Raw genomic sequence first — 18,706 nt, forward strand, 5'->3', positions numbered from 1 at the left:
TCAGTCAGATACAACGGAGGCTACCATAAATCCGCGCCCACCTTAATCGTGCGACTCTGCCGCGCTCAACCCGAGCTGCGCGCGGATGCTGGCCGCTTGCTGCGGTTGTGCGGCGAAGTCATCGAATGCCCGATCGGCCACCGGAATGATGTGGCGACGAATAAACTCAGCCCCCTCGCGCGCGCCGGTTTCCGCCTCTTTCAGACAACATTCCCACTCAAGCACCGCCCAGCCGTCATAATCGTACTGCGCCAATTTGCTGAAAATGGACGGGAAATCGATCTGCCCGTCACCGGGTGAGCGAAAGCGACCGGCACGATCTATCCAGCGCTGATAACCGCCATACACGCCGCTGCGTCCGTTCGGCAGATACTCGGCATCTTTAACGTGAAACGCTTTGATGCGCTGATGGTAGATATCGATGAACTGCAGATAGTCGATATGTTGCAAGTGCAAGTGGCTGGGATCGAACAAGATGTTGCAGCGCGGATGATGGTTCACCAACGCCAGGAAGCGTTCAAACGTCACGCCATCATGCAGATCCTCACCGGGATGAATCTCGTAACAGACATCAATGCCGTAGCGGTCAAACTCGTCGAGCACCGGCAACCAGCGCCGCGCCAGCTCTGAGAAAGCTTCACTCAATAGCTGAGGATTGTGCGGCGGCCACGGATAGAGATACGGCCAGGCCAACGAACCGGAGAAGGTCGCGTGGGCCTGCAATCCTAACCTGGCCGACGCGGCTGCCGCCAGCTTCACCGTCTGAATCGCCCATGCGGTGCGCTTTTCATTGTCGCCGCGCAAGGCGGCGGGTGCGAAGCCATCGAAGGCGACATCGTGCGCTGGGTGAACAGCAATCAGCTGGCCTTCCAGGTGCGTCGATAATTCACTGATCTGCACGCCGTAGTTCGCCAGTAAACCTGTCACTTCATCGCAATAGGTTTGACTGGTTGCAGCGCGCGGCAGATCAAAAATCTTCGGGTGATTACAAGGCACTTGTAACGCCTTATAACCGAGCGCAGAAGCCCATTGCGCCAGCCCTTCCAGCGAATTAAACGGTGGCTGCGCGCCAATAAACTGCGCGAGAAAAATTCCAGGTCCTTTTACCGTTTTCACGTACACCTCCAGTCAATCAAACCTCTTCATCCCGGTATTTAAAGGTGAAGAGGAAAAGAACGGCGATCACCGCCGCCGCAATCGCGGGGATCCACCAGAATGTTGCCCAGTTTTGCGCCGTGCCTTGTCCGGCAATCAGGCGGTTGTAGAGTGCGCCGGAGATCTGCGAGCCCAGCAGCATGCCGATTCCATAGGTGAACATCACCACCATGCTTTGCGCCTGCCCTTTCACTTTTTCCCCAGCGATGCGATCGGTGTAGATAAAGCCGACCACAAAGAAGAAGTCGTAACAGACACCGTGCAGCAGAATACCCATGTATATCAGTGCGCGGCTTTCATCGTTCATGCCCATGGCGAACAGCGCGTAACGCACAAACCACGCCACCATGCCGACCAGCAACATGTATTTGACGCCGAGGCGGCGGAACAGCAGCGGAATCACCAGCATGAAGAATATTTCTGACATCTGACCAAAAGACATCGCGGTACTGACGTTACTCACGCCCGCATCCGCCAGCCAGGATGCGGTGTAGGCGTAATAGGTGCCGAGCGGGATGGAGATCAAGGTGGCGCAGAGCGCAAACACGAAGAAGTGACGAATTTTCAGCAGCGCGAAGGCATCCGCGCAGAACAGATCGCGCACTTTTAACGGCATACCTTTCGCCGGTGCTGGCGTATGCGGTAGCGTTAGGCTGTAGATCGCTAGCGCCACGGAACAAATCGCGGCCAGAGTGAAAATCCCGGTGCTGGAGGCGATGCCGGTGACACCGATAAAGATGCCCGCCACAATCCAACCAATGGTGCCAAACACCCGTACTACCGGAAAACTTTTGTCACTGCTGGCCAGGCTATGAAAAGCGATGTTGTTGGAGAGCGCCAGCGTCGGCATAAAACAGAGCGTGTAGCCAAACAGCAATCCAATCAGCAGCGCACCGTTTTCGGCCACCAGCGCGGCCGGGACAAACCATAAGATCACCGCGCCCGCCAGGTTCATTACCGCCATCACCTTCTGCGAAGGAAAGAAGCGGTCGACCAACATGCCCAATACAAACGGCGACAGAATCGAGGCGATCGGCCCCGCCGAAAAGGCATCACCGATTAGCAATGACATGTTGTGTTGCGTCATCACCAGCCCGAGCGTAACGGACCAGCTTCCCCAAATGAAAAACTGCATGAACATCATTAATGACAAGCGGGGAATCAACAGACGCTGCTGTCTCACCGCGATTTCAGAACCTGTAGTTGTCGAAACCATGCTGACCTCACGCCAAAAGAAATCGATTACATTCCACAGAGAAGCTAAAAGTAATCGATTACTTTAAGCAGTTCTTGGTGACCGATCACAATTCTTTTACAAGCGTCTAGGCGTTGATCGATCGACTTGTATTTGAAGTGAGCGCGCGCAGCCTTGCAGATTTGCACTATCCTGTGCGGGAGAGATTTTAATGACTATTCAGGGGAATAAGATGAAAGGTGCCGATAACAAGCATGAAAACAGTGCGGAAACGTTGCTGCAAAGCGGGCATGCATGGAACGGCCAGCATATTGAACACTATCCCGTCGGTAAGCCTGAGATCACCGTAATGAAGATGACGATTCCTGCGCATTCCGAGCTGCCGTGGCATACGCATCCGATGCCCAACACAGCCTATGTTTTATCGGGCTCGCTCACCATCGAGGACAAAGCAGGCGGCGAGACTAAAACCTTCAACGCAGGCGAAGCTTTTAATGAATCCATCGACATTGCCCATCGCGGCTTCACCACCGACCAGCCTGCCGAGCTGATCATTTTCTATGCCGGGGCTGAAGGTATGGATCTCTCCATTCCGCTTCCGGGTGAAGAAGCGGAGTATTAATTATTCAGCAGCGCCTGCTTAAACGAATAGATATGCACCCGCGCCGCCTCTTCCGCCTGTTCGGCATTTCCCTGCTCCAGCGCGGCAATGATCGCTTCGTGTTCGGCGATCACTTCGTTCATGTGCGCAGCGCTGGAAAGCGTGGTGGCCCAGAAACGCTGCGCCTGCGCGTGGATAATGCTGAGAATATCGGCCAGACGACCATTGGCGGCGATATCCGCCAGCACCTGATGAAATTCGCGGTCCAGCAGCATCATCTGTTCGCGATCGCGTGAGGCGCTGGCATGGGCAATGCGCTGATTCATTTCCCGCAAATAGGCGATTTGCGCCGCATTGACCCGCTGCGAAGCCAGCCGCAAGCACAGCGCCTCATTCACCAGACGCACCTCAATTAACTCCAGCGCATCATCAATCGACAGCGGAGACACCATCACGCCCTTGCGCGGGATGATCTGCAACAGCCCTTCCGTCTCCAGCCGATGCACCGCCTGATTCACCGGCGTTCTGCCCATCTCAAGGTCATCCATCACCTGCGCGATATTGAGATAGTCGCCCGGTTTGTAGCGCAGCGTGATCAGCCGGTGCTTGAACGCCAGATAAGCGCGCTCATTTAGCGAAATGCTCTTCGGTGTCGTCGTCGAGCTCACATTTTCAGCCATCACATTACTCATCGCGCAAATCCTTATTAGGTAACTGAGACATATTACACAAAAACCTGGCATGAAAATGGCTAGATTGAAATCACAGTGAAATTTCACACGCATTTCTCAACCGGAGATTTATCCCATGCAATTACGATTTACGACAGATTACGCCGATGCGGCAGTACTGGATGTTGAGGTTAATCAATTTGTTATCGCGGGCTGGGTTGGACGCGATCAGGAAGCGGTGCTGCACCATATCAGGGAACTCGAAGCGCTCGGCGTGCCCGCTCCTGGTGCAGTGCCGCTGTTTTACCGCGTTGCGACCAATCAATTAAGTCAGCAAACGCAACTGGAAGTGGTCGGCGATCAGACGTCCGGTGAAGCCGAACCATTTGTGTTTTTCCATCGCGGCGAATATTGGGTTTCGCTGATTTCCGATCACACCGATCGCCATCTGGAAACTTTCAGCGTGGCGCTATCGAAACAGGCGTGCATCAAACCGGTGGCCGGTCACGCATGGCGCATGTCCGAAGTCAAAGCGCACTGGGATCAACTGGAGCTGCATGCCTGGATCAACGTCAACGGCGACTGGGTGACTTATCAGCAAGGCGCCCTCTCCTCGCTGCTGACGCCGCTCGATCTGCTAAGCCGCTATTTTGCCGCAGGCCAGGTCGAGGAAGGTTTCGCCATGTCGTGCGGCACGCTCAGCGCCATTGGCGGGATTCGTCCATCGAGTGAATTCCGCATGGCGCTGCACGATCCGGTGCTGAATCGCACGTTGGAACACACCTACATCACTGGCTCGCTGCCGGTTATTGCCTGAGGTTTCTATGACAACGTTATGGCAAGCGAGCCAGCAGCTGCTCGCCGGGCAAACCAGCCCTGAAATCCTGACCCAGGATGCGCTGCGTGCCATCGCGGCGGAAAGCGGAGAAGGCAAGCGCGTCTTCACCAAAGTTTATGCCACAGATGTGCAGCAGCAGGCCTCACAAGCCGGCGCGCGCTGGCAGCAGCAACAGCCACGCAGCGCGATTGATGGTCTGCCTATCAGCATCAAAGATCTGTTCGATGTCGCCGGAGAAGTGACCACTGCCGGTTCCCGCTTGCTGAGCAATGCCAGCCAAGCCACGGCGAATGCCAGCTTAGTTGATCGACTGCAGCAGGCCGGTGCCGCCATCGTTGGCAAAACCAATATGAGCGAGTTCGCCTTCACTGGCCTCGGCGTCAATCCGCATTACGGCACGCCCGCTAATCCTTGGCAGCGTGCGCAGCAGCGCATTCCTGGCGGTTCCTCTTCCGGTGCGGCGGTGGCGGTGAGCGATGGCATGTGCCTGGCAGCCATTGGCACCGATACCGGCGGTTCGGTGCGCATTCCAGCGGCGCTGTGCGGATTAACCGGTTTTAAACCCAGCGCCAGCCGCATCGATCAACGCGGTACGCTGCCGCTGGCGGCGTCGCTCGATAGCATCGGTGTAATCGCCCACGACGTGCGCAGCTGCTGGCTGCTCGATAGCGTTATCGCCGATCGGCCGCTGGAGATCGATGATCGGAATCTGTCGGAGGCGCATTTCGTCATCCCGCAGACGCGTGTGCTGGCTGGCCTTGACGAATACGTCAGCGCCGCCTGGCTGCGCGCACTTGATGTGCTGCGCGCGCAGGGCGTGAAAATCACCGAGCTGCCGCTGCAAGAGCTGGCGGAACTCGACACCATCAACGCGCGCGGCGGCATTACCGCGTGGGAAGCCTGGCAATGGCATCAGCATTACGCCCAATCTGAGCCGGAAGCTTACGATCCGCAGGTTCTGACGCGCATTCAACGCGGCAGTTTGCTGAATGAAGAGGATGCCGCCGAACTTTACCAGCTGCGCGCCGACTGGAAACAGCGCGTCGAGCAGGCGGTTGCGCCCTTCGACGGCATATTGATGCCGACGGTGCCGCTGATCGCCCCGACGCTGGCCGAACTCGAGGATCCCGCGCGTTATATGCAGGTCAATCTGCTGATGCTGCGCAACACCAGCGTGATCAACATGCTGGATGGCTGTTCAATTTCTCTGCCTTGTCATCAGCCCGGCGCTGCGCCGGTTGGCCTGATGCTCTCTTCCACCCATGGCAACGATGCTGCGTTACTCAGCTGGGCTGCCGCGATTGAAACCACCCTGAAACGGAGTAGCTGATCATGACTCAACCCCACGGCATGCTGTTTGTCGCCACCAATATCGATGCTGCAGATGAAGCGGATTTCAACCAATGGTACGACCACGAACACGTTGAAGAGCGCGTGGCGATCAGCGGCTTTCTCAGCGGTACGCGTTATCAGGCGGTGGATGCGGAACGCAAATATCTCGGCCTGTACGAAACCGCATCGCTGGAAGCCTTTACCAGCGCGGATTATCACGCCGCCTTCACGCGCCAGACCGAATGGTCGGTGAAGAATCTCAACAAGATGGTCAATCCGATGCGCCGCGTGTGCGCAATTTCACACCAGCATGGACAAGGCAGCGGCAGCCATCTGGCGGTGCTGACGTTGAAAGCCGGTACAGATGTTGCATCGCTGGGCAACTGGCAAAACAGCGTGCAGCAAACGCCGGGCTACATCGCCTCACGTTTGCTGACGCCTGACACCACGCTGAGCTCGCCGCTGCCACGGGAAACCAGCGCGACGCGATCTATGCATCCAATGCTGCTGCTGACCTGCCGAGACGCGCAGGTGTGTAAAACCCTTGCCGCAGATGCCGCGCAGGCGCTCAACGCGGATGTACAGCTCTACTCCCTCAGCTGGCAGTTAACCAAACAGGAGATGGCTCATGGCTAATACCGACTCAACGTTGCCGCACGCTTCCGGCGCGCGCGCCAGCCACAGCAAAACCGGTCGTCTCGCGGCGGCCAGCTCCATCGGTACCGCGCTGGAGTGGTATGACTTCACGGTCTACAACATCATGGCGGCGCTGGTGTTTAACCACGTGTTTTTCCCCAGCTTCGATCCGCTGGTCGGCACTATTCTGGCGTTTTCCACCTATGCGGTCGGCTACATCTCCCGTCCGGTGGGCGGCTTTATCTTTGGTCATCTCGGCGATGTCGCCGGGCGCAAAGCGGTATTGATCACCACATTAGTGATTATGGGCGTCACCACCGCGCTGATGGGCCTGCTGCCCGGCTATGCGGTGTGGGGCATCTGGAGTCCGGTGCTGTTGGTGGCCTTGCGCTTTATTCAGGGCATTGCATTAGGCGGCGAATGGGCTGGTGCGGTGTTGCTGTCGATGGAGCATGGCGATGCCAACAAGCGTGGTCGAAACGCCTCGTTTGCACAGGTGGGTCCATCGTGCGGTACCTTGATTGGTACCGGATTTATCACGCTGGTGACGGTGGCGTTGAGCGGTGAGCAATTCCAGGAATGGGGATGGCGCATTCCGTTCCTGCTCAGTCTGCTGCTGGTGATGTTTGGTTTATGGCTGCGTCGCGGCGTGGAAGAGACCCCAACCTTTGTCGCGATGCAGCAGGCGGAGAAAACCACGCATACGCCGCTCAAAGAGGTGTTTGTGCGCTATCCGCGCGAGCTACTGATCGCGGGCGGTTCACGCATTGGTTCCGACGTACTGTATGCGCTGGTGGTGGTGTTCACTCTCACTTACGTCACCACGGTGCTGCAGCTGCCGCGTCCGCTGGCGTTGATGGCCACCATGCTCGGTGCGATCGGCAATGCCATCACGGTGCCGATGTTCGGCGCGCTCTCCGACAAGCTCGGCCGTCGTCCGGTTTACATTGCCGGGGCGCTGCTGGCGATCGTCTGGTCGTTTGTGTTCTTTGTGCTGCTGGATAGCTCACAGCCGGTGCTAATCGTGCTGGCGGTGATTGGCGGCTTGCTGATTCACGCGGTGATGTACGGACCGCAGGCGGCATTTGTCACCGAGCAGTTCCCCAGCCACGTACGCTACGCCGGATCGTCACTGGCTTACACGCTGGCGGGCATCATCGGCGGCGGCTTTGCGCCCTTAATCATTACGACCTTGTATAAAGAGATGGGCAGCACGATGTGGGTATCGCTGTATGTCAGCCTGGCGTTGCTGATCACGCTATTTGCGCTGTGGAAGGCGAAAGAGACCGCGCATCGCCCGCTTTAATCAGACAGGTGTTTGGCGAGGGATTGCCAGACTTCAGCAGAGGAGAACAACAAGGCGCGGCACGCGCGACCCTATTAGTGCAGTTTTTTCGCCAGAATACGAATGGCTTTATCGCAGGCAACTTTGGTTTTGCTATCGGTGGAACGCAAACTCAGGCGATACAACGCGCCAATAAGTTCCTGAACGGTAAGCGCTTCATCAGGACGAAGGATACGAGTCACCACCCTTCCCACCAATGCGCGAATCTCTTCCGTAATATCTGAATCTTCGTCTTTCACTTGCCCTCCGGCTTTACGCTTCGCTTATTTAGGAAGTATCCGCCTCCTAATTAGACAAATTTTAGTCCAGCAGCTTCATTACTAACTTGATGGTCTCAGGTTCATCTTTTACATCCGTGATCTTGCCCACAACGCGCATGCCAAAGGCGATACAGAGGATCAATCCTGCGGCGGTATCAACATCCAGATTGGGCGTGACCGATCCATCTTCCTGGCCCTGTTTGAGTAACGAGGCGAGGAAGTTTTTATTGCGTATGACCGCTTCACTGACCAGTTGCGAGAGATCGTCATCCAGCACCTGTAGCTCCACCGCGCTGCCCACCACTAAACAGCCGGTGCGACCTTCCACCGCCCGCGCGGAATCGAGGTAAAACTGCAGCAGCTCGCTGAGCTTCTCGCGGCCGGTGGTGAACTGCGCCAGACGCTGACGCAGATCGGCATTGCGCACCGAAAGGTAGCGTTCAAACACCAGCAGAAACAGGCTGCGCTTATCTTTGAAAGCCTTGTAGATGCTGCCCGCCGTCAGCCCCATCGCCTCGCCCAAATCATTCAGAGAAGCGGCATGAAAACCCTTTTGACGAAAAACGATCATGGCTTTGTCCAGAGCCTGTTCGATATCGAACTCTCTTGGGCGGCCACGCTCTCTGCTTTTCGTGTCGGTGGTTTGCGTTTTGCTCATAGCGGATGGCATTGGGTAATGCGGGTTTCCAAAAGTTGACGGAAATGTCTTATCGGCGGTTACTATATCGCAACAAACCACTGCATGTATAGCCAGGTAAGCATAATGCTTTATAGAGCAATAAGTTAGCTTGTAAAGCCTGCCTTTATTACCGCTCCACCTCACGCAATTTCAAATCTTCGAGTCAGCTCACAGCCCTGCCAGGCAAAGCGCAAATCCTGTGCCAGAATTAATGCACCCGCTGGCATCAGGCCAGCAAAGGCGAGCACACAGTAACCACTAACCAGGGAGTTCGACATGAACGAAGATCGTATTAGCGGCAACTGGAAGCAGTTCAAAGGGAAAGTGAAGGAAAAATGGGGCGACCTGACTGATGATGATATGACCGTGGTCGAAGGAAAACGCGATCAGCTGGTCGGTAAAATCCAGGAACGCTACGGTTATGAAAAAGACCGTGCGGAGAAAGAAGTCAAAGAGTGGGAAGATTCGAATAAGTTCCACTGGTAAATCCTGACGTTATGCCGGACAACCGGTGTCCGGCATGCAACGATCAGTGCTTGGTGGAGTCATCCGCCGCAACGTTTTTCGCCATAAAGCTCATCACGTTTTCTTCAGATTTCTCGGCGTTGTCGGCTGTGCTGCTGCTCTTCACCAACTCTAAAGCCAGTCTGGCGACTCGCACATCTTCCACCGTATCACCGGCATGAATCATCTTCTCTAATTGCGCGAGCAGCGTGGTGCGCGAGACCGGTGCATCCTGATTAAATAATTCAAGCACCGCATCACCAATCGTGATGTCGCATAGCTGTTTATCATTACTGTTTTTCATGGGCTCTCTGTAACCGTCTCAACCAACCCTGGCTGGGGGATCCTGACGTGGCTGAGCATACCCACTGAGAAAAAAACGTCAAATATAAAAAAATGTCGATGCAATCGAAAATGCATCGACATGAAGCGTTAGGCATTAAACGTCGAGTTTGCGGCCGGTCAGCCACTCGACCATTGCGGGATCGCGGTGCGAGAAGAAAGCGCTGGTCGCGCTATCCAGCGCGGTAATTTGCTGCATCTCTGCGTCGTTCAGTTCAAAATCCAACACGTTGATATTTTCTGCCATGCGTTCTTTGCGCACCGATTTCGCTAGCGACACGATGCCGCGCTGGAAGATCCAGCGCAGAACCACCTGACCCACGCTCTTGCCATATTTTTCGCCAATCGCCGTCAGTAGCGGATGCTGGAATAAACCATTTCTGCCTTCCGCAAACGGCGCCCAGGCTTCGGGCTGAATGTTGCGACTCTTCATCCACGGCACAGCGTGCAGTTGTTGGTTGAACGGATTGACTTCCACCTGATTGACTGCCGGAACAATCTTGTTGAAAGCGATGAGATCCGCCAGGCGATCCGGCTGGAAGTTGCTGACGCCAATCGCTTTGATCTTGCCCGCCTGCTGCAACTCTTCCATCGCACGCCACGCGCCGTGCACATCGCCGTACGGCTGGTGAATCAGATAGAGATCGACATAATCCATCTGCAGGCGATTGAGTGAGCGCTCAAACTGCGCTTTGGCACCTTCATAATTAGTGTCCTGCAGCCACAATTTGGTAGTGACGAACAGCTCATCGCGCGCGATGCCGCTCTGCTTGAGGGCATTGCCGACCTGAGTTTCGTTTTGGTAGGAGGCGGCGGTATCGATCAGGCGATAACCGGTTTCAATGGCGTCGATTACCGCACGCTCGCACTCAGCGGCATCGGTCATCTGAAACACACCAAAGCCCAGCAGAGGCATATCGAGGCCGTTATTGAGTTTTATAGTTTGCATGGCGTTATCCTTTTGAGAGTTTCCAAAAGCATAACGCCACCGCATTGATTTGATTAGATCCGGTAATCAGCTAGGGTTTATTAGTTGTATTCATCAATCAACAAACCCTGCCGTTGAGCTATTGCAGATGCTTCTGCTGCAAAAACAGGCTGACCTGATCGGCGATCTGTACGTTATTCAGGTCGGAGAACGGGAAATGAGTGTTGCCTTTAATGCCGATTTCCGGCAGATGAATCACCTGCACATCGCCACCGTGTTTATTCACCACATCTCGCCACTGGCGCGCCATTGCCAGCCTTACGCGCCAGCTGTCCTGCGCCGGCATGGCGCTGGGTTTATCCGGGATGTTATCTCCATAGAAGATCAGAATAGGAATTTTGGTCAGCGCCATAAACTTATCCAGCGCCACCGGTTCACCCTTCAGCGTATCGAACGCGCTGGGCATTGCTGGCGGTAATTCATTTTCTGGAAACACAAAGCCGCTACCCGGTTCAAAGGCGACGATGGATTTGACCTTGCTGTTTTTCATCGCGGTGTACCAGCCTGGTCCGCCGCCCTGCGAATGGGTAAACAGAATAGCGGGACCGCTTTTATCGACCACGGCGGACAGCGCATCCGAAATCACATTGACGTCAAACGGCCCGGTATTCGGCGTCATCTGGCGGAAGTATTGGTTCAGCGCCTCTTTATCCTGTGAGAACTGCACGCCTTTGAAGAAGGTGGGCCACACGCCGAGGCGAAACTGATTGAACCACAGCTGCTCATCCGGTTTCGGCGTTAGCGTGCTTTCTACCGTGCTGCGACCGGCGCTACCGCGACGCGGCTGATCGACCAGATAAGTGGCAAATCCGCGCCGTAGAAAGAGGTTCTGGAAGCCTTCGCGGCCATCCGGCGTGCTTTCCCAGGTGCGGGAAAACTGTCCGGCACCGTGCAGCATCACGATGGGATATTTATGCGCATGTGGCGGAATTTGATAAAACACCGCCGCGTGATCGCCATGATAAGTCTGGCCTACGGCATCCAGCGGCTTTTTGGCATCGAATTGCCCTGGCGCGGTTATCACCGTGCCGCCCGCCGCAAAACTACCTTGTTCCTGAATCACTAAAGGCTCCGACTGCGCGGCGACGATAAAGCTGGTCGCCAGCAGACAGATGCTGCAGATTTTGAGTGAATTTTTCAAAAATCTTTCCTCTGCTAGCTTATATCGCCTGCAATGCACTTTCCGCGCGATCCGCCGCCTCAACTTCCCCATTGGCGCGCAACATGTCCGCCAGCTGCTGCAACTGGCCGCGCGTGATCCCTACGCGCAAGCTGGCGCGCGTATGTGACAGCAGCTGCGATTCTGCTCCCGGCGTGGCGGCCAATGCGCCCACCGTAGCCAGCTCGCGGCTTTGCCAGTCAAGGTTGTCACGGGCAAAAATATCGCCAAACAGATGGGTTTGCAGGAACTGATTGATCACCGGTGCGAAGTCGAAAAGTGGTCCTTGCACCGGTGCGCCAGAAATTTTGGTCTGGTTGTCGGTGCCCAGCTGACGCAGCGCATCGCCCACCGGAACCGGCTGCGTCGGCTCTTTGCCGATTTCATCCTTAATGCCGCGCTGCTTGCGCGCTTCCGTGACTTTCATCAGCGCGCTCAGCGCGTTGAGACTGCGCGGGAAACCGGTGTAGGCATACAGCTGCACCAGAATTTCTTTGGCTTCGTTTACCGTTAATCCGGCGTCAAGCCCCTGATTAAGCGCCGCATCCAGTTTTTCCATGTTGCTGGTTGCCATAAACGCCGCCATCAGCGGAATGGCTTGTTGACGTGCAGAGAGCGTTTCAGACTGCATTGTTGACGTCTTCATATGAAAGTTATCCTCGTTTTAGTGGTGCGACTTTGCCGTGGCGCCGCGGATCGCCATTACCGCGCTCGCCACGGTAAACAGCGCGATAATCCAGCCCATGGTCCACGGCGTGCCGTCACTTAACAGCGCCAGCAGCAACGACGAGATGATGCCGCTGCCGTATTGCAGCGAGCCAATCAGCGCCGAGGCGGAACCCGCCATATTCGGCACCGCATCCATCGCCGCCGCCGTTGAGGTGGCCGCGATGATGCCGTTCATCGAGAAGAACACGAACACCGAGAGAATGATCATCACGATGCCGCCGAGCTGCAGTTTGGTGCAGAGCGCAAGGATCAGCGCTGCCACGGTGGCGGTTAACACGGCAAACTTCAGTAGCGACTCAAGCGGATAGCGATGCACCAAACGTCGATTCACCATGCTCACCGCCATCAAACCCACCACGTTGACCGCAAATAGCCAGCCATAGTGCTGCGCATCGATGCCAAAGTAAGAGATGTAGACAAAAGGCGAGCCGGTAATAAAGGCGTAGGCCGCGACGTAATAGCACGCCACGCACAGGGTAAAACGCATGAAATGGCGATTTTTCAGCAGCGCGAAATAGTTGCGAAACGCGCCCGGCAGCGAGGCTTTTACCCTTTTCTCCGGCGGCAAGGTTTCCGGCAACCAGCAGATCAACATCAGCATCACGCCGCCGATAGCCGCTAAAAGCCAGAAGATGGCATGCCAGGATGTCACGCGGATCATCTGGCCGCCCATCAGCGGCCCGGCAATCGGCGCAATCGCCATAATTACCATCAGCGTCGAGAGCATCTGTGCAGCACGCGAGCGAGCAAACAGATCGCGAATCATGGCGCGCGCCAGCATCGGTCCGGTACAAGCGCCTAAAGCCTGGAACACACGCCAGAACACGATGTGGGTGATGTCAGTGGAGAGCGCACAACCTGCAGAGCCGATGACAAAAAGCGTCAGGCCAATAAACAGCGGCGTTTTACGGCCGAAGTGATCGCTCAACGGCCCCCAAATCAGCTGGGCAATACAGAAGCCGATAAGAAAGCCGGTGATGGTGAGTTCCGCATCGCCGTGCAGCTCGCGCGCCATGATCGGCATGGCGGGCAGATAGATATCCGTGGATAGCGAGGTGATCGCCATCAACGCACTCAGAATGAGAATAAACGGCAAACCGCTCGATTTGACGGTGAAGGATTGCGTACGCGTTGAGGCGTGATCCATGTTGAATTCCAGAGAGATCGAATTCGTCCATGTTAGCGGAAGGGATTGTGAAGATAATGGCCTGAAATAGTATTGGGTCTATGAGGTTGATTCATTAATCAGAGGTCGCCATAAATGGCGCCCCTACAAAACCCTACCCGTTTGTCGTAGGGTCGCCATTTATGGCGACCATTTAACCAGGTGCGCATGAATGCGCATCCTACAAAACCCTGGCCGTCTGTGGCGACCTGGCATGGAATTAATCCCGTCCACATGAGACACTCTGGCTTATTCCGTCAATAAATCCATTTCACGCCATGAAAACCTTTCTGATTATCGTGCCCGACGGCGGCATGCTGTTTGAAGCGGCGGGTATCGCCGACATCCTGATGCGCGCCAATCAGCATCTGCCGGTTGGCGTTGACCAGCAACGCTATCGCGTTAGCCTCGCCACCACTCAATCGCATCAGGTGATCCACGGCCAATCGGGCCTCAATCTATTAGCCGACCTCAAACTGGCCGATCTCGATCCGCGCACTGCCTGGGACACCATCATGATCACCGGACGCGGCGACAGCGCGGAAGAAGGCAACATGGTGGTCGATTTCATTAAGCTGGCAGCCCCGCAGGCGCGCCGCGTGGTTTCGGTGTGTGGCGGCGCAATGCTGCTGGCGGAATCCGGCTTGCTGGATGGCCGTCGTGCCACCACGCACTGGCGCTTACTCGATACTTTGCAGTCGCGTTATCCAGAGATTCAGGTGGAAGGCGGTCCGCTCTTTATTCAGGACGGACCGATCTGGACCTCCGGCGGCGTCAGCTCGGGCTTTGACCTGACATTGGCGCTGGTGGAAGAGGATTTCGGCTTTAGCGTGGCGCGCGATATCGCGCAGGATATGGTGATGTATCTGCGCCGTCCGGGCGGACAGATGCAGTTCAGCCGTTTTCATCTGCAAACGCCAAGCGGCATCGGCCCGATCGGTGAACTGCAACACTGGATCCGCGCCAACCTCGCCGACGATCTGTCGGTGGAGAAGTTGGCGGAGCGCGTTGCCATGAGCCCGCGCAACTTCACCCGCGTGTTCACCCGAGAAACCGGTGCGCCACCCGCACGTTATGTGGCCGAAGCGCGCCTCGCCGCCGCGCGTGAACAGCTGGAGCAAAGCAACGACACGCTGGATCGCATCGCGCAACATACCGGCTTCGGCAGCAGCATCAATTTACGCCGCAGCTTTGAGCGACAGCTGCATCTCACGCCGGGCGAATATCGTCAACGCTTCCACTGCAGGAAATTGGCGTAAAGTGATCCTTATTTGGCGTTTACGCCACCTTGGCATCGGCCTAGAGTGACTCCAGCATCTTCGGAAAAGGAGTCAACCATGATTAAGATCGGTATCAACGGCTTTGGCCGTATCGGACGTAACGTTTTTCGTGCAGCGCTGGGCAGCGATGATATTGAAATCGTCGCCATCAACGACCTCACCGACAGTAAAACTCTCGCGCATCTGTTGAAACACGATTCCCTGCTCGGCAGATTACCGGCGGAAGTGGAAGCCGGCGAAGGCGAATTGCGCATTGATGGCAAAGCGGTGCGCGTGTTCAGCGAGCGCGATCCGGCGAATATTCGCTGGCGCGATGTCGGCGTGGATATCGTGATTGAAGCCACCGGCTTCTTCACCGAACGCGACAAAGCCGCCGTGCACATCACTAGCGGCGGCGCGAAGCGCGTGATTATCTCCGCGCCCGGCAAAAACGATGATCTGACGATTGTGTTGGGCGTGAACGACCAGCGTTACGATCCGCAGCAGCACTTTGTGGTGAGTAACGGCAGCTGCACCACCAACGGCTTAGCGCCAGCGGCGGCGGTGCTGCATCAGGCGTTTGGCATCGAGCACGGATTAATGAACACCACGCATGCTTATACCAACAGCCAGGTGCTACACGACCAGCCAGAGAAAGATCTGCGCGGTGCGCGGGCGGCGGCGCTGTCGATTGTGCCTTATTCAAGCGGTGCGGCGAAGGCGCTCGGTCGGGTGATTCCGGAGCTGGATGGTCGATTGACCGGCTATTCCCTGCGCGTGCCGGTGCCGGTGGTTTCGATTGTGGATTTAACCGTGACGCTGAAACGCGATGTGACAGCAGAAGAGGTGAACGACGCCTTTAAAGCGGCGGCGGCAGAAGGTCCGCTGAAGGGGATTCTCGGATACAGCGACGAACCGCTGGTATCGAGCGATTATCAGGGCGATGCCCGTTCATCGATTATTGATGGGCTTTCTACGCTGGTGATTGGCGGCAATCTGGTGAAGATCCTTGCCTGGTATGATAACGAATGGGGCTTCTCGAACCGTTTGGTGGATTTAGCCCGCTTGATGGCAAAACGCGGCTTGTAAGGTAGGGTCGCCATTTATGGCGACCTTCTCACCAATAACGTCGTTACTTCAACCCCATCGCATCCTTCAGGGTAAAGAACAGATCGGTCTGATCGGTCAAGCCCACCACGTTGGCCGCATGCGGGCCATACGCCGCAATACGCACCTGCGTGCCGGTGTGCTCCTGCGAATCCTCTTCTGAATTGCCGTAACTGATGGTCATCACTGCACCATCTTTGGTGTTCACCGCCTGCGTCAGGCCCGGCGCCTTGGTGCCGTTTTCCACGATCTGGCTGCTGTGCGCGTGATCGGCGGTCACCACCACCAGCGTATCGCCATGCTCGCGCGCAAATGCCAGCGCCTGCTGCACCGCTTCATCAAGATCGACAGTTTCGCCAATCTGACCGCATGGATTAGCCGCATGGTCCTGCTTATCAATCGACGCGCCTTCCACCTGCAGGAAGAAGCCTTTTTCATTGGTGCTCAACAGATCGATGGCCTTTTTGGTCATCTGCGCCAGCGTCGGTACCGAAGCTGGGCGCTCTTTATTCACTTCACAGGTCACCACCGGCTTATCAATGTTGCCATGATAGCTGGCTTTCGGTCCCTGCCAGCGCACCGGCATATTGCCGTCGGCGAACAGGCCAAGCACCGGTTTGCTCTGATCGGCCTGCTGAATGGCGTTCATACCATCCAGATTATCAATCCACTGATAGCCCAGCGCCTGTGCCTGTTCGCGCAGGGTTTTGCCCTGATACTCGCCAGCTTTGGCGGTTTCGCCGAAGGATTTCGCGCCGCCGCCCAGCGTGACGTCCGCGCGGGTTTTCAGCATCTGCTCGGTAATCGATCCTTTACCACCCTGCTCCAGCGCATTGGTTGGGCACAGCTCAGTGGTTTTCTCCGGGCCGTAGCATTTACGCGAGGTGACGTGGGCGATCAACGCCGCTGGCGTGGCGTCCTGCAACTCAGCTGTGGAGACGTTGCCGGTGGCTTTACCGGCGGCTTTTGCCAGCTCAAGAATCGTTACCTGATCTTTGCCATTCACGTCGACGCCAATCGCGCCGTTGTAGGATTTGGTGCCAGTGGCCCACGCGGTGGCCGAGGCGGCGGAATCCGTCACGTAATTTGGCTTGTGGGTTTTCTTGTCTAATGAATAGTGCGTGTATTGACCGGTAAGCGGCAACGCATCAATACCGGGGAAGAAACCGCCTGCACCACGCGCCTGATTACGCGCGGCGGTGATTTCCGAATCTCCCATGCCGTCACCAATCAGCAGAATCACGTTTTTCGCCGTGCTATTGCTTAATGAAGCTTTCAGCGCTTCGGTCTGGTCGCCAGTGAGACGTCGTGCGCCACCGTGTTCGGTGACATCGCCGGTAGCGGCGCGGGAATATTGTGCATCTTCTGCCACTGCTGATGTCGCGATCAGTGATGCCAGCAGCGTAACCGTAAAGAGAGGTATCTGTTTCATTTATAAGCATCCTTATCCATAGATATAACCAAATGTTTCCGCGGACAAGTCTGCGACAGTGCGGTGACATTTTTGTGACAGAAAGGGAATGATTTGATGACAGAATCGCCATTGTGAGCAGGCTAACGGCAATACGCTCAGAGCTTAAGCGAATAGAACAAAAGGAGAAAATAGCACTTGACCCTTTTCAGCGATCTCCCTATAGTAGCGCCCCGTTGACCCAGCGCGGTTGACAAAAAAATGTGGTGAGGTGTCCGAGTGGCTGAAGGAGCACGCCTGGAAAGTGTGTATACGGCAACGTATCGGGGGTTCGAATCCCCCTCTCACCGCCACATTCTAAAGAAGAGCCTGAACGAAAGTTCAGGCTTTTTTTTGCTTATTTCTGAGGGGGATTCGAATCCCCGACATAAAAAACCCGGCTCACGCCGGGTTTTGCTTAGGCTACATTCTCAATCAAACGGTTAACTGTAAGCGTGCAGCGTGCGTTGGCACAGCGCTGAACGGACGCAATCCTCTTTGCCGAAACGCACCACGCCAATCATCTCATCCTCTTCGAAGCGCGCTAACGCATCGGCGAGGCCAGATTTAGCATGGGATGGCAGGTCGCACTGGGTGATATCGCCGTTGACGATAACCGTCACGTTTTCCCCAAGGCGAGTCAGGAACATCTTCATCTGTGCGGCGGTGACGTTTTGTGCCTCATCAAGGATCACCACAGCATTTTCAAAGGTACGTCCACGCATGTAGGCGAAGGGCGCGATCTCTACCTTGGCAATTTCGGGCCGCAGGCAGTATTGCATAAAGGAAGCGCCGAGACGTTTAACCAGAACGTCATATACCGGTCGGAAATAAGGCGCGAATTTCTCGGAAATGTCTCCGGGGAGGAAACCGAGATCTTCATCCGCCTGCAGAACCGGGCGCGTCACGATAATCCTTTCGATATCCTTATTGATCAGGGCCTCAGCCGCTTTGGCTGCGCTAATCCAGGTTTTTCCGCAGCCGGCTTCACCGGTGGCGAAAATAAGCTGTTTCGTTTCTATGGCATGGAGATAGTGTGCCTGAGCTTCATTTCTGGCTTCAATCGGCCCGCGGTCACGTGCATCACGCGCCATACCAATCGAATCCAACCCACCCATTTGCACCAGCGAAGTGACCGATTCTTCTTCACGCTGACGGTGACTGCGAGAGTCGCTACGAATAACGCGTCTTGCTTCACGACGTGCTTTGATCACTGCTTTCTGTCTTCCCATAGTGGCACCTTACAGTTGGTTTCATTTATCGCGGCGGATCACCCGCGGCGATGACTTGA

The 18,706-nt window shown here is 55.9% G+C and carries 20 protein-coding genes and 1 tRNA gene; 9 read left to right on the plus strand and 12 right to left on the minus strand.

Annotated features, from left to right (window positions below; all coding sequences use genetic code 11):
• Nucleotides 1-42: 42 nt before the first annotated feature.
• Nucleotides 43-1,116, minus strand: coding sequence for a sugar phosphate isomerase/epimerase (locus NR302_RS11240; RefSeq protein ID WP_258143474.1), 1,074 nt, complete (start codon nt 1,114-1,116; stop codon nt 43-45).
• A gap of 16 nt (nt 1,117-1,132) precedes the next feature.
• Nucleotides 1,133-2,371, minus strand: coding sequence for an MFS transporter (locus NR302_RS11245; protein ID WP_154156490.1), 1,239 nt, complete (start codon nt 2,369-2,371; stop codon nt 1,133-1,135).
• Nucleotides 2,372-2,582: 211 nt separating this feature from the next.
• On the opposite strand from NR302_RS11245, the gene NR302_RS11250 reads away from it, so the two are divergent.
• Entirely contained in the window at nt 2,583-2,972 is a 390-nt protein-coding gene (locus NR302_RS11250; protein WP_258143476.1) for a cupin domain-containing protein, read from the plus strand.
• Here NR302_RS11250 and NR302_RS11255 read toward each other — a convergent pair.
• Nucleotides 2,969-3,643: a GntR family transcriptional regulator gene (locus tag NR302_RS11255; protein ID WP_258143477.1), complete on the minus strand. Its 675-nt coding sequence runs from the start codon at nt 3,641-3,643 to the stop codon at nt 2,969-2,971. The two genes, NR302_RS11250 and NR302_RS11255, sit on opposite strands and share 4 nt — an antisense overlap.
• 115 nt (nt 3,644-3,758) lie before the next feature.
• Here NR302_RS11255 and NR302_RS11260 point away from each other — a divergent pair, with 115 nt between their 5' ends.
• From NR302_RS11260 to NR302_RS11275, 4 genes are read left to right on the plus strand one after another with little or no spacing between them, the layout of a single operon-like run.
• The gene (locus tag NR302_RS11260; protein ID WP_258143478.1) at nt 3,759-4,439 is read left to right on the plus strand and encodes a DUF2848 domain-containing protein; all 681 of its coding nucleotides are present in this window, start codon (nt 3,759-3,761) and stop codon (nt 4,437-4,439) included.
• Between the two features lie 7 nt (nt 4,440-4,446).
• Complete coding sequence (locus tag NR302_RS11265; RefSeq protein WP_258143479.1) at nt 4,447-5,790, plus strand: amidase; 1,344 nt, start codon at nt 4,447-4,449, stop codon at nt 5,788-5,790.
• A gap of 2 nt (nt 5,791-5,792) precedes the next feature.
• On the plus strand, nt 5,793-6,428 hold the full coding sequence (locus tag NR302_RS11270) for a DUF4286 family protein (RefSeq protein ID WP_258143480.1): 636 nt from the start codon (nt 5,793-5,795) through the stop codon (nt 6,426-6,428).
• On the plus strand, nt 6,421-7,734 hold the full coding sequence (locus NR302_RS11275) for an MFS transporter (protein WP_258143481.1): 1,314 nt from the start codon (nt 6,421-6,423) through the stop codon (nt 7,732-7,734). The genes NR302_RS11270 and NR302_RS11275 overlap by 8 nt, the downstream gene beginning before the upstream one ends.
• A gap of 74 nt (nt 7,735-7,808) precedes the next feature.
• Here NR302_RS11275 and NR302_RS11280 read toward each other — a convergent pair whose 3' ends face one another.
• Together NR302_RS11280 and NR302_RS11285 are read right to left on the minus strand one after the other, a co-directional pair.
• Nucleotides 7,809-8,012 carry a hypothetical protein gene (locus NR302_RS11280; RefSeq protein WP_008107586.1) on the minus strand — a complete coding sequence of 68 codons (204 nt, stop codon included), beginning with the start codon at nt 8,010-8,012 and terminating at the stop codon, nt 7,809-7,811.
• Nucleotides 8,013-8,073: 61 nt separating this feature from the next.
• The gene (locus NR302_RS11285) at nt 8,074-8,703 is read right to left on the minus strand and encodes a TetR/AcrR family transcriptional regulator (protein ID WP_258143482.1); all 630 of its coding nucleotides are present in this window, start codon (nt 8,701-8,703) and stop codon (nt 8,074-8,076) included.
• Nucleotides 8,704-8,988: 285 nt separating this feature from the next.
• Here NR302_RS11285 and NR302_RS11290 point away from each other — a divergent pair, with 285 nt between their 5' ends.
• The gene (locus NR302_RS11290) at nt 8,989-9,198 is read left to right on the plus strand and encodes a CsbD family protein (RefSeq protein ID WP_008107582.1); all 210 of its coding nucleotides are present in this window, start codon (nt 8,989-8,991) and stop codon (nt 9,196-9,198) included.
• A 43-nt stretch (nt 9,199-9,241) separates the two neighbouring features.
• On the opposite strand, the gene NR302_RS11295 is transcribed toward NR302_RS11290, so the two are convergent.
• The 5 genes from NR302_RS11295 to NR302_RS11315 all read right to left on the minus strand — a co-directional run bounded on the left by NR302_RS11295 (nt 9,242) and on the right by NR302_RS11315 (nt 13,581).
• On the minus strand, nt 9,242-9,520 hold the full coding sequence (locus NR302_RS11295) for a hypothetical protein (RefSeq protein ID WP_258143483.1): 279 nt from the start codon (nt 9,518-9,520) through the stop codon (nt 9,242-9,244).
• Between the two features lie 135 nt (nt 9,521-9,655).
• Nucleotides 9,656-10,507: an aldo/keto reductase gene (locus NR302_RS11300; RefSeq protein ID WP_258143484.1), complete on the minus strand. Its 852-nt coding sequence runs from the start codon at nt 10,505-10,507 to the stop codon at nt 9,656-9,658.
• Between the two features lie 118 nt (nt 10,508-10,625).
• Nucleotides 10,626-11,669, minus strand: coding sequence for an alpha/beta fold hydrolase (locus NR302_RS11305; protein WP_258145188.1), 1,044 nt, complete (start codon nt 11,667-11,669; stop codon nt 10,626-10,628).
• Between the two features lie 37 nt (nt 11,670-11,706).
• On the minus strand, nt 11,707-12,351 hold the full coding sequence (locus tag NR302_RS11310; protein ID WP_258143485.1) for a carboxymuconolactone decarboxylase family protein: 645 nt from the start codon (nt 12,349-12,351) through the stop codon (nt 11,707-11,709).
• Between the two features lie 18 nt (nt 12,352-12,369).
• Nucleotides 12,370-13,581, minus strand: a complete 1,212-nt coding sequence (locus NR302_RS11315; RefSeq protein ID WP_258143486.1) for a multidrug effflux MFS transporter — start codon at nt 13,579-13,581, stop codon at nt 12,370-12,372.
• Nucleotides 13,582-13,877: 296 nt separating this feature from the next.
• Between NR302_RS11315 and NR302_RS11320 the strand changes: the two genes are divergently transcribed.
• Together NR302_RS11320 and gap are read left to right on the plus strand one after the other, a co-directional pair.
• A complete protein-coding gene (locus NR302_RS11320; protein WP_258143487.1) occupies nt 13,878-14,858 on the plus strand; it encodes a GlxA family transcriptional regulator in 981 nt (326 codons plus the stop codon).
• A 78-nt stretch (nt 14,859-14,936) separates the two neighbouring features.
• Complete coding sequence (gene gap, locus NR302_RS11325) at nt 14,937-15,947, plus strand: type I glyceraldehyde-3-phosphate dehydrogenase (protein WP_258143488.1); 1,011 nt, start codon at nt 14,937-14,939, stop codon at nt 15,945-15,947.
• A gap of 43 nt (nt 15,948-15,990) precedes the next feature.
• Here gap and phoA read toward each other — a convergent pair whose 3' ends face one another.
• Nucleotides 15,991-17,397: an alkaline phosphatase gene (gene phoA, locus NR302_RS11330; RefSeq protein WP_258143489.1), complete on the minus strand. Its 1,407-nt coding sequence runs from the start codon at nt 17,395-17,397 to the stop codon at nt 15,991-15,993.
• A 244-nt stretch (nt 17,398-17,641) separates the two neighbouring features.
• Between phoA and NR302_RS11335 the strand changes: the two genes are divergently transcribed.
• Nucleotides 17,642-17,729, plus strand: a tRNA-Ser gene (locus NR302_RS11335).
• Nucleotides 17,730-17,858: 129 nt separating this feature from the next.
• On the opposite strand, the gene phoH is transcribed toward NR302_RS11335, so the two are convergent.
• The gene (gene phoH / locus NR302_RS11340) at nt 17,859-18,647 is read right to left on the minus strand and encodes a phosphate starvation-inducible protein PhoH (protein ID WP_008105319.1); all 789 of its coding nucleotides are present in this window, start codon (nt 18,645-18,647) and stop codon (nt 17,859-17,861) included.
• Nucleotides 18,648-18,706: the final 59 nt, after the last annotated feature.

This window comes from Pantoea sp. SOD02 (assembly GCF_024707505.1).
Taxonomy (GTDB): domain Bacteria; phylum Pseudomonadota; class Gammaproteobacteria; order Enterobacterales; family Enterobacteriaceae; genus Pantoea; species Pantoea symbiotica.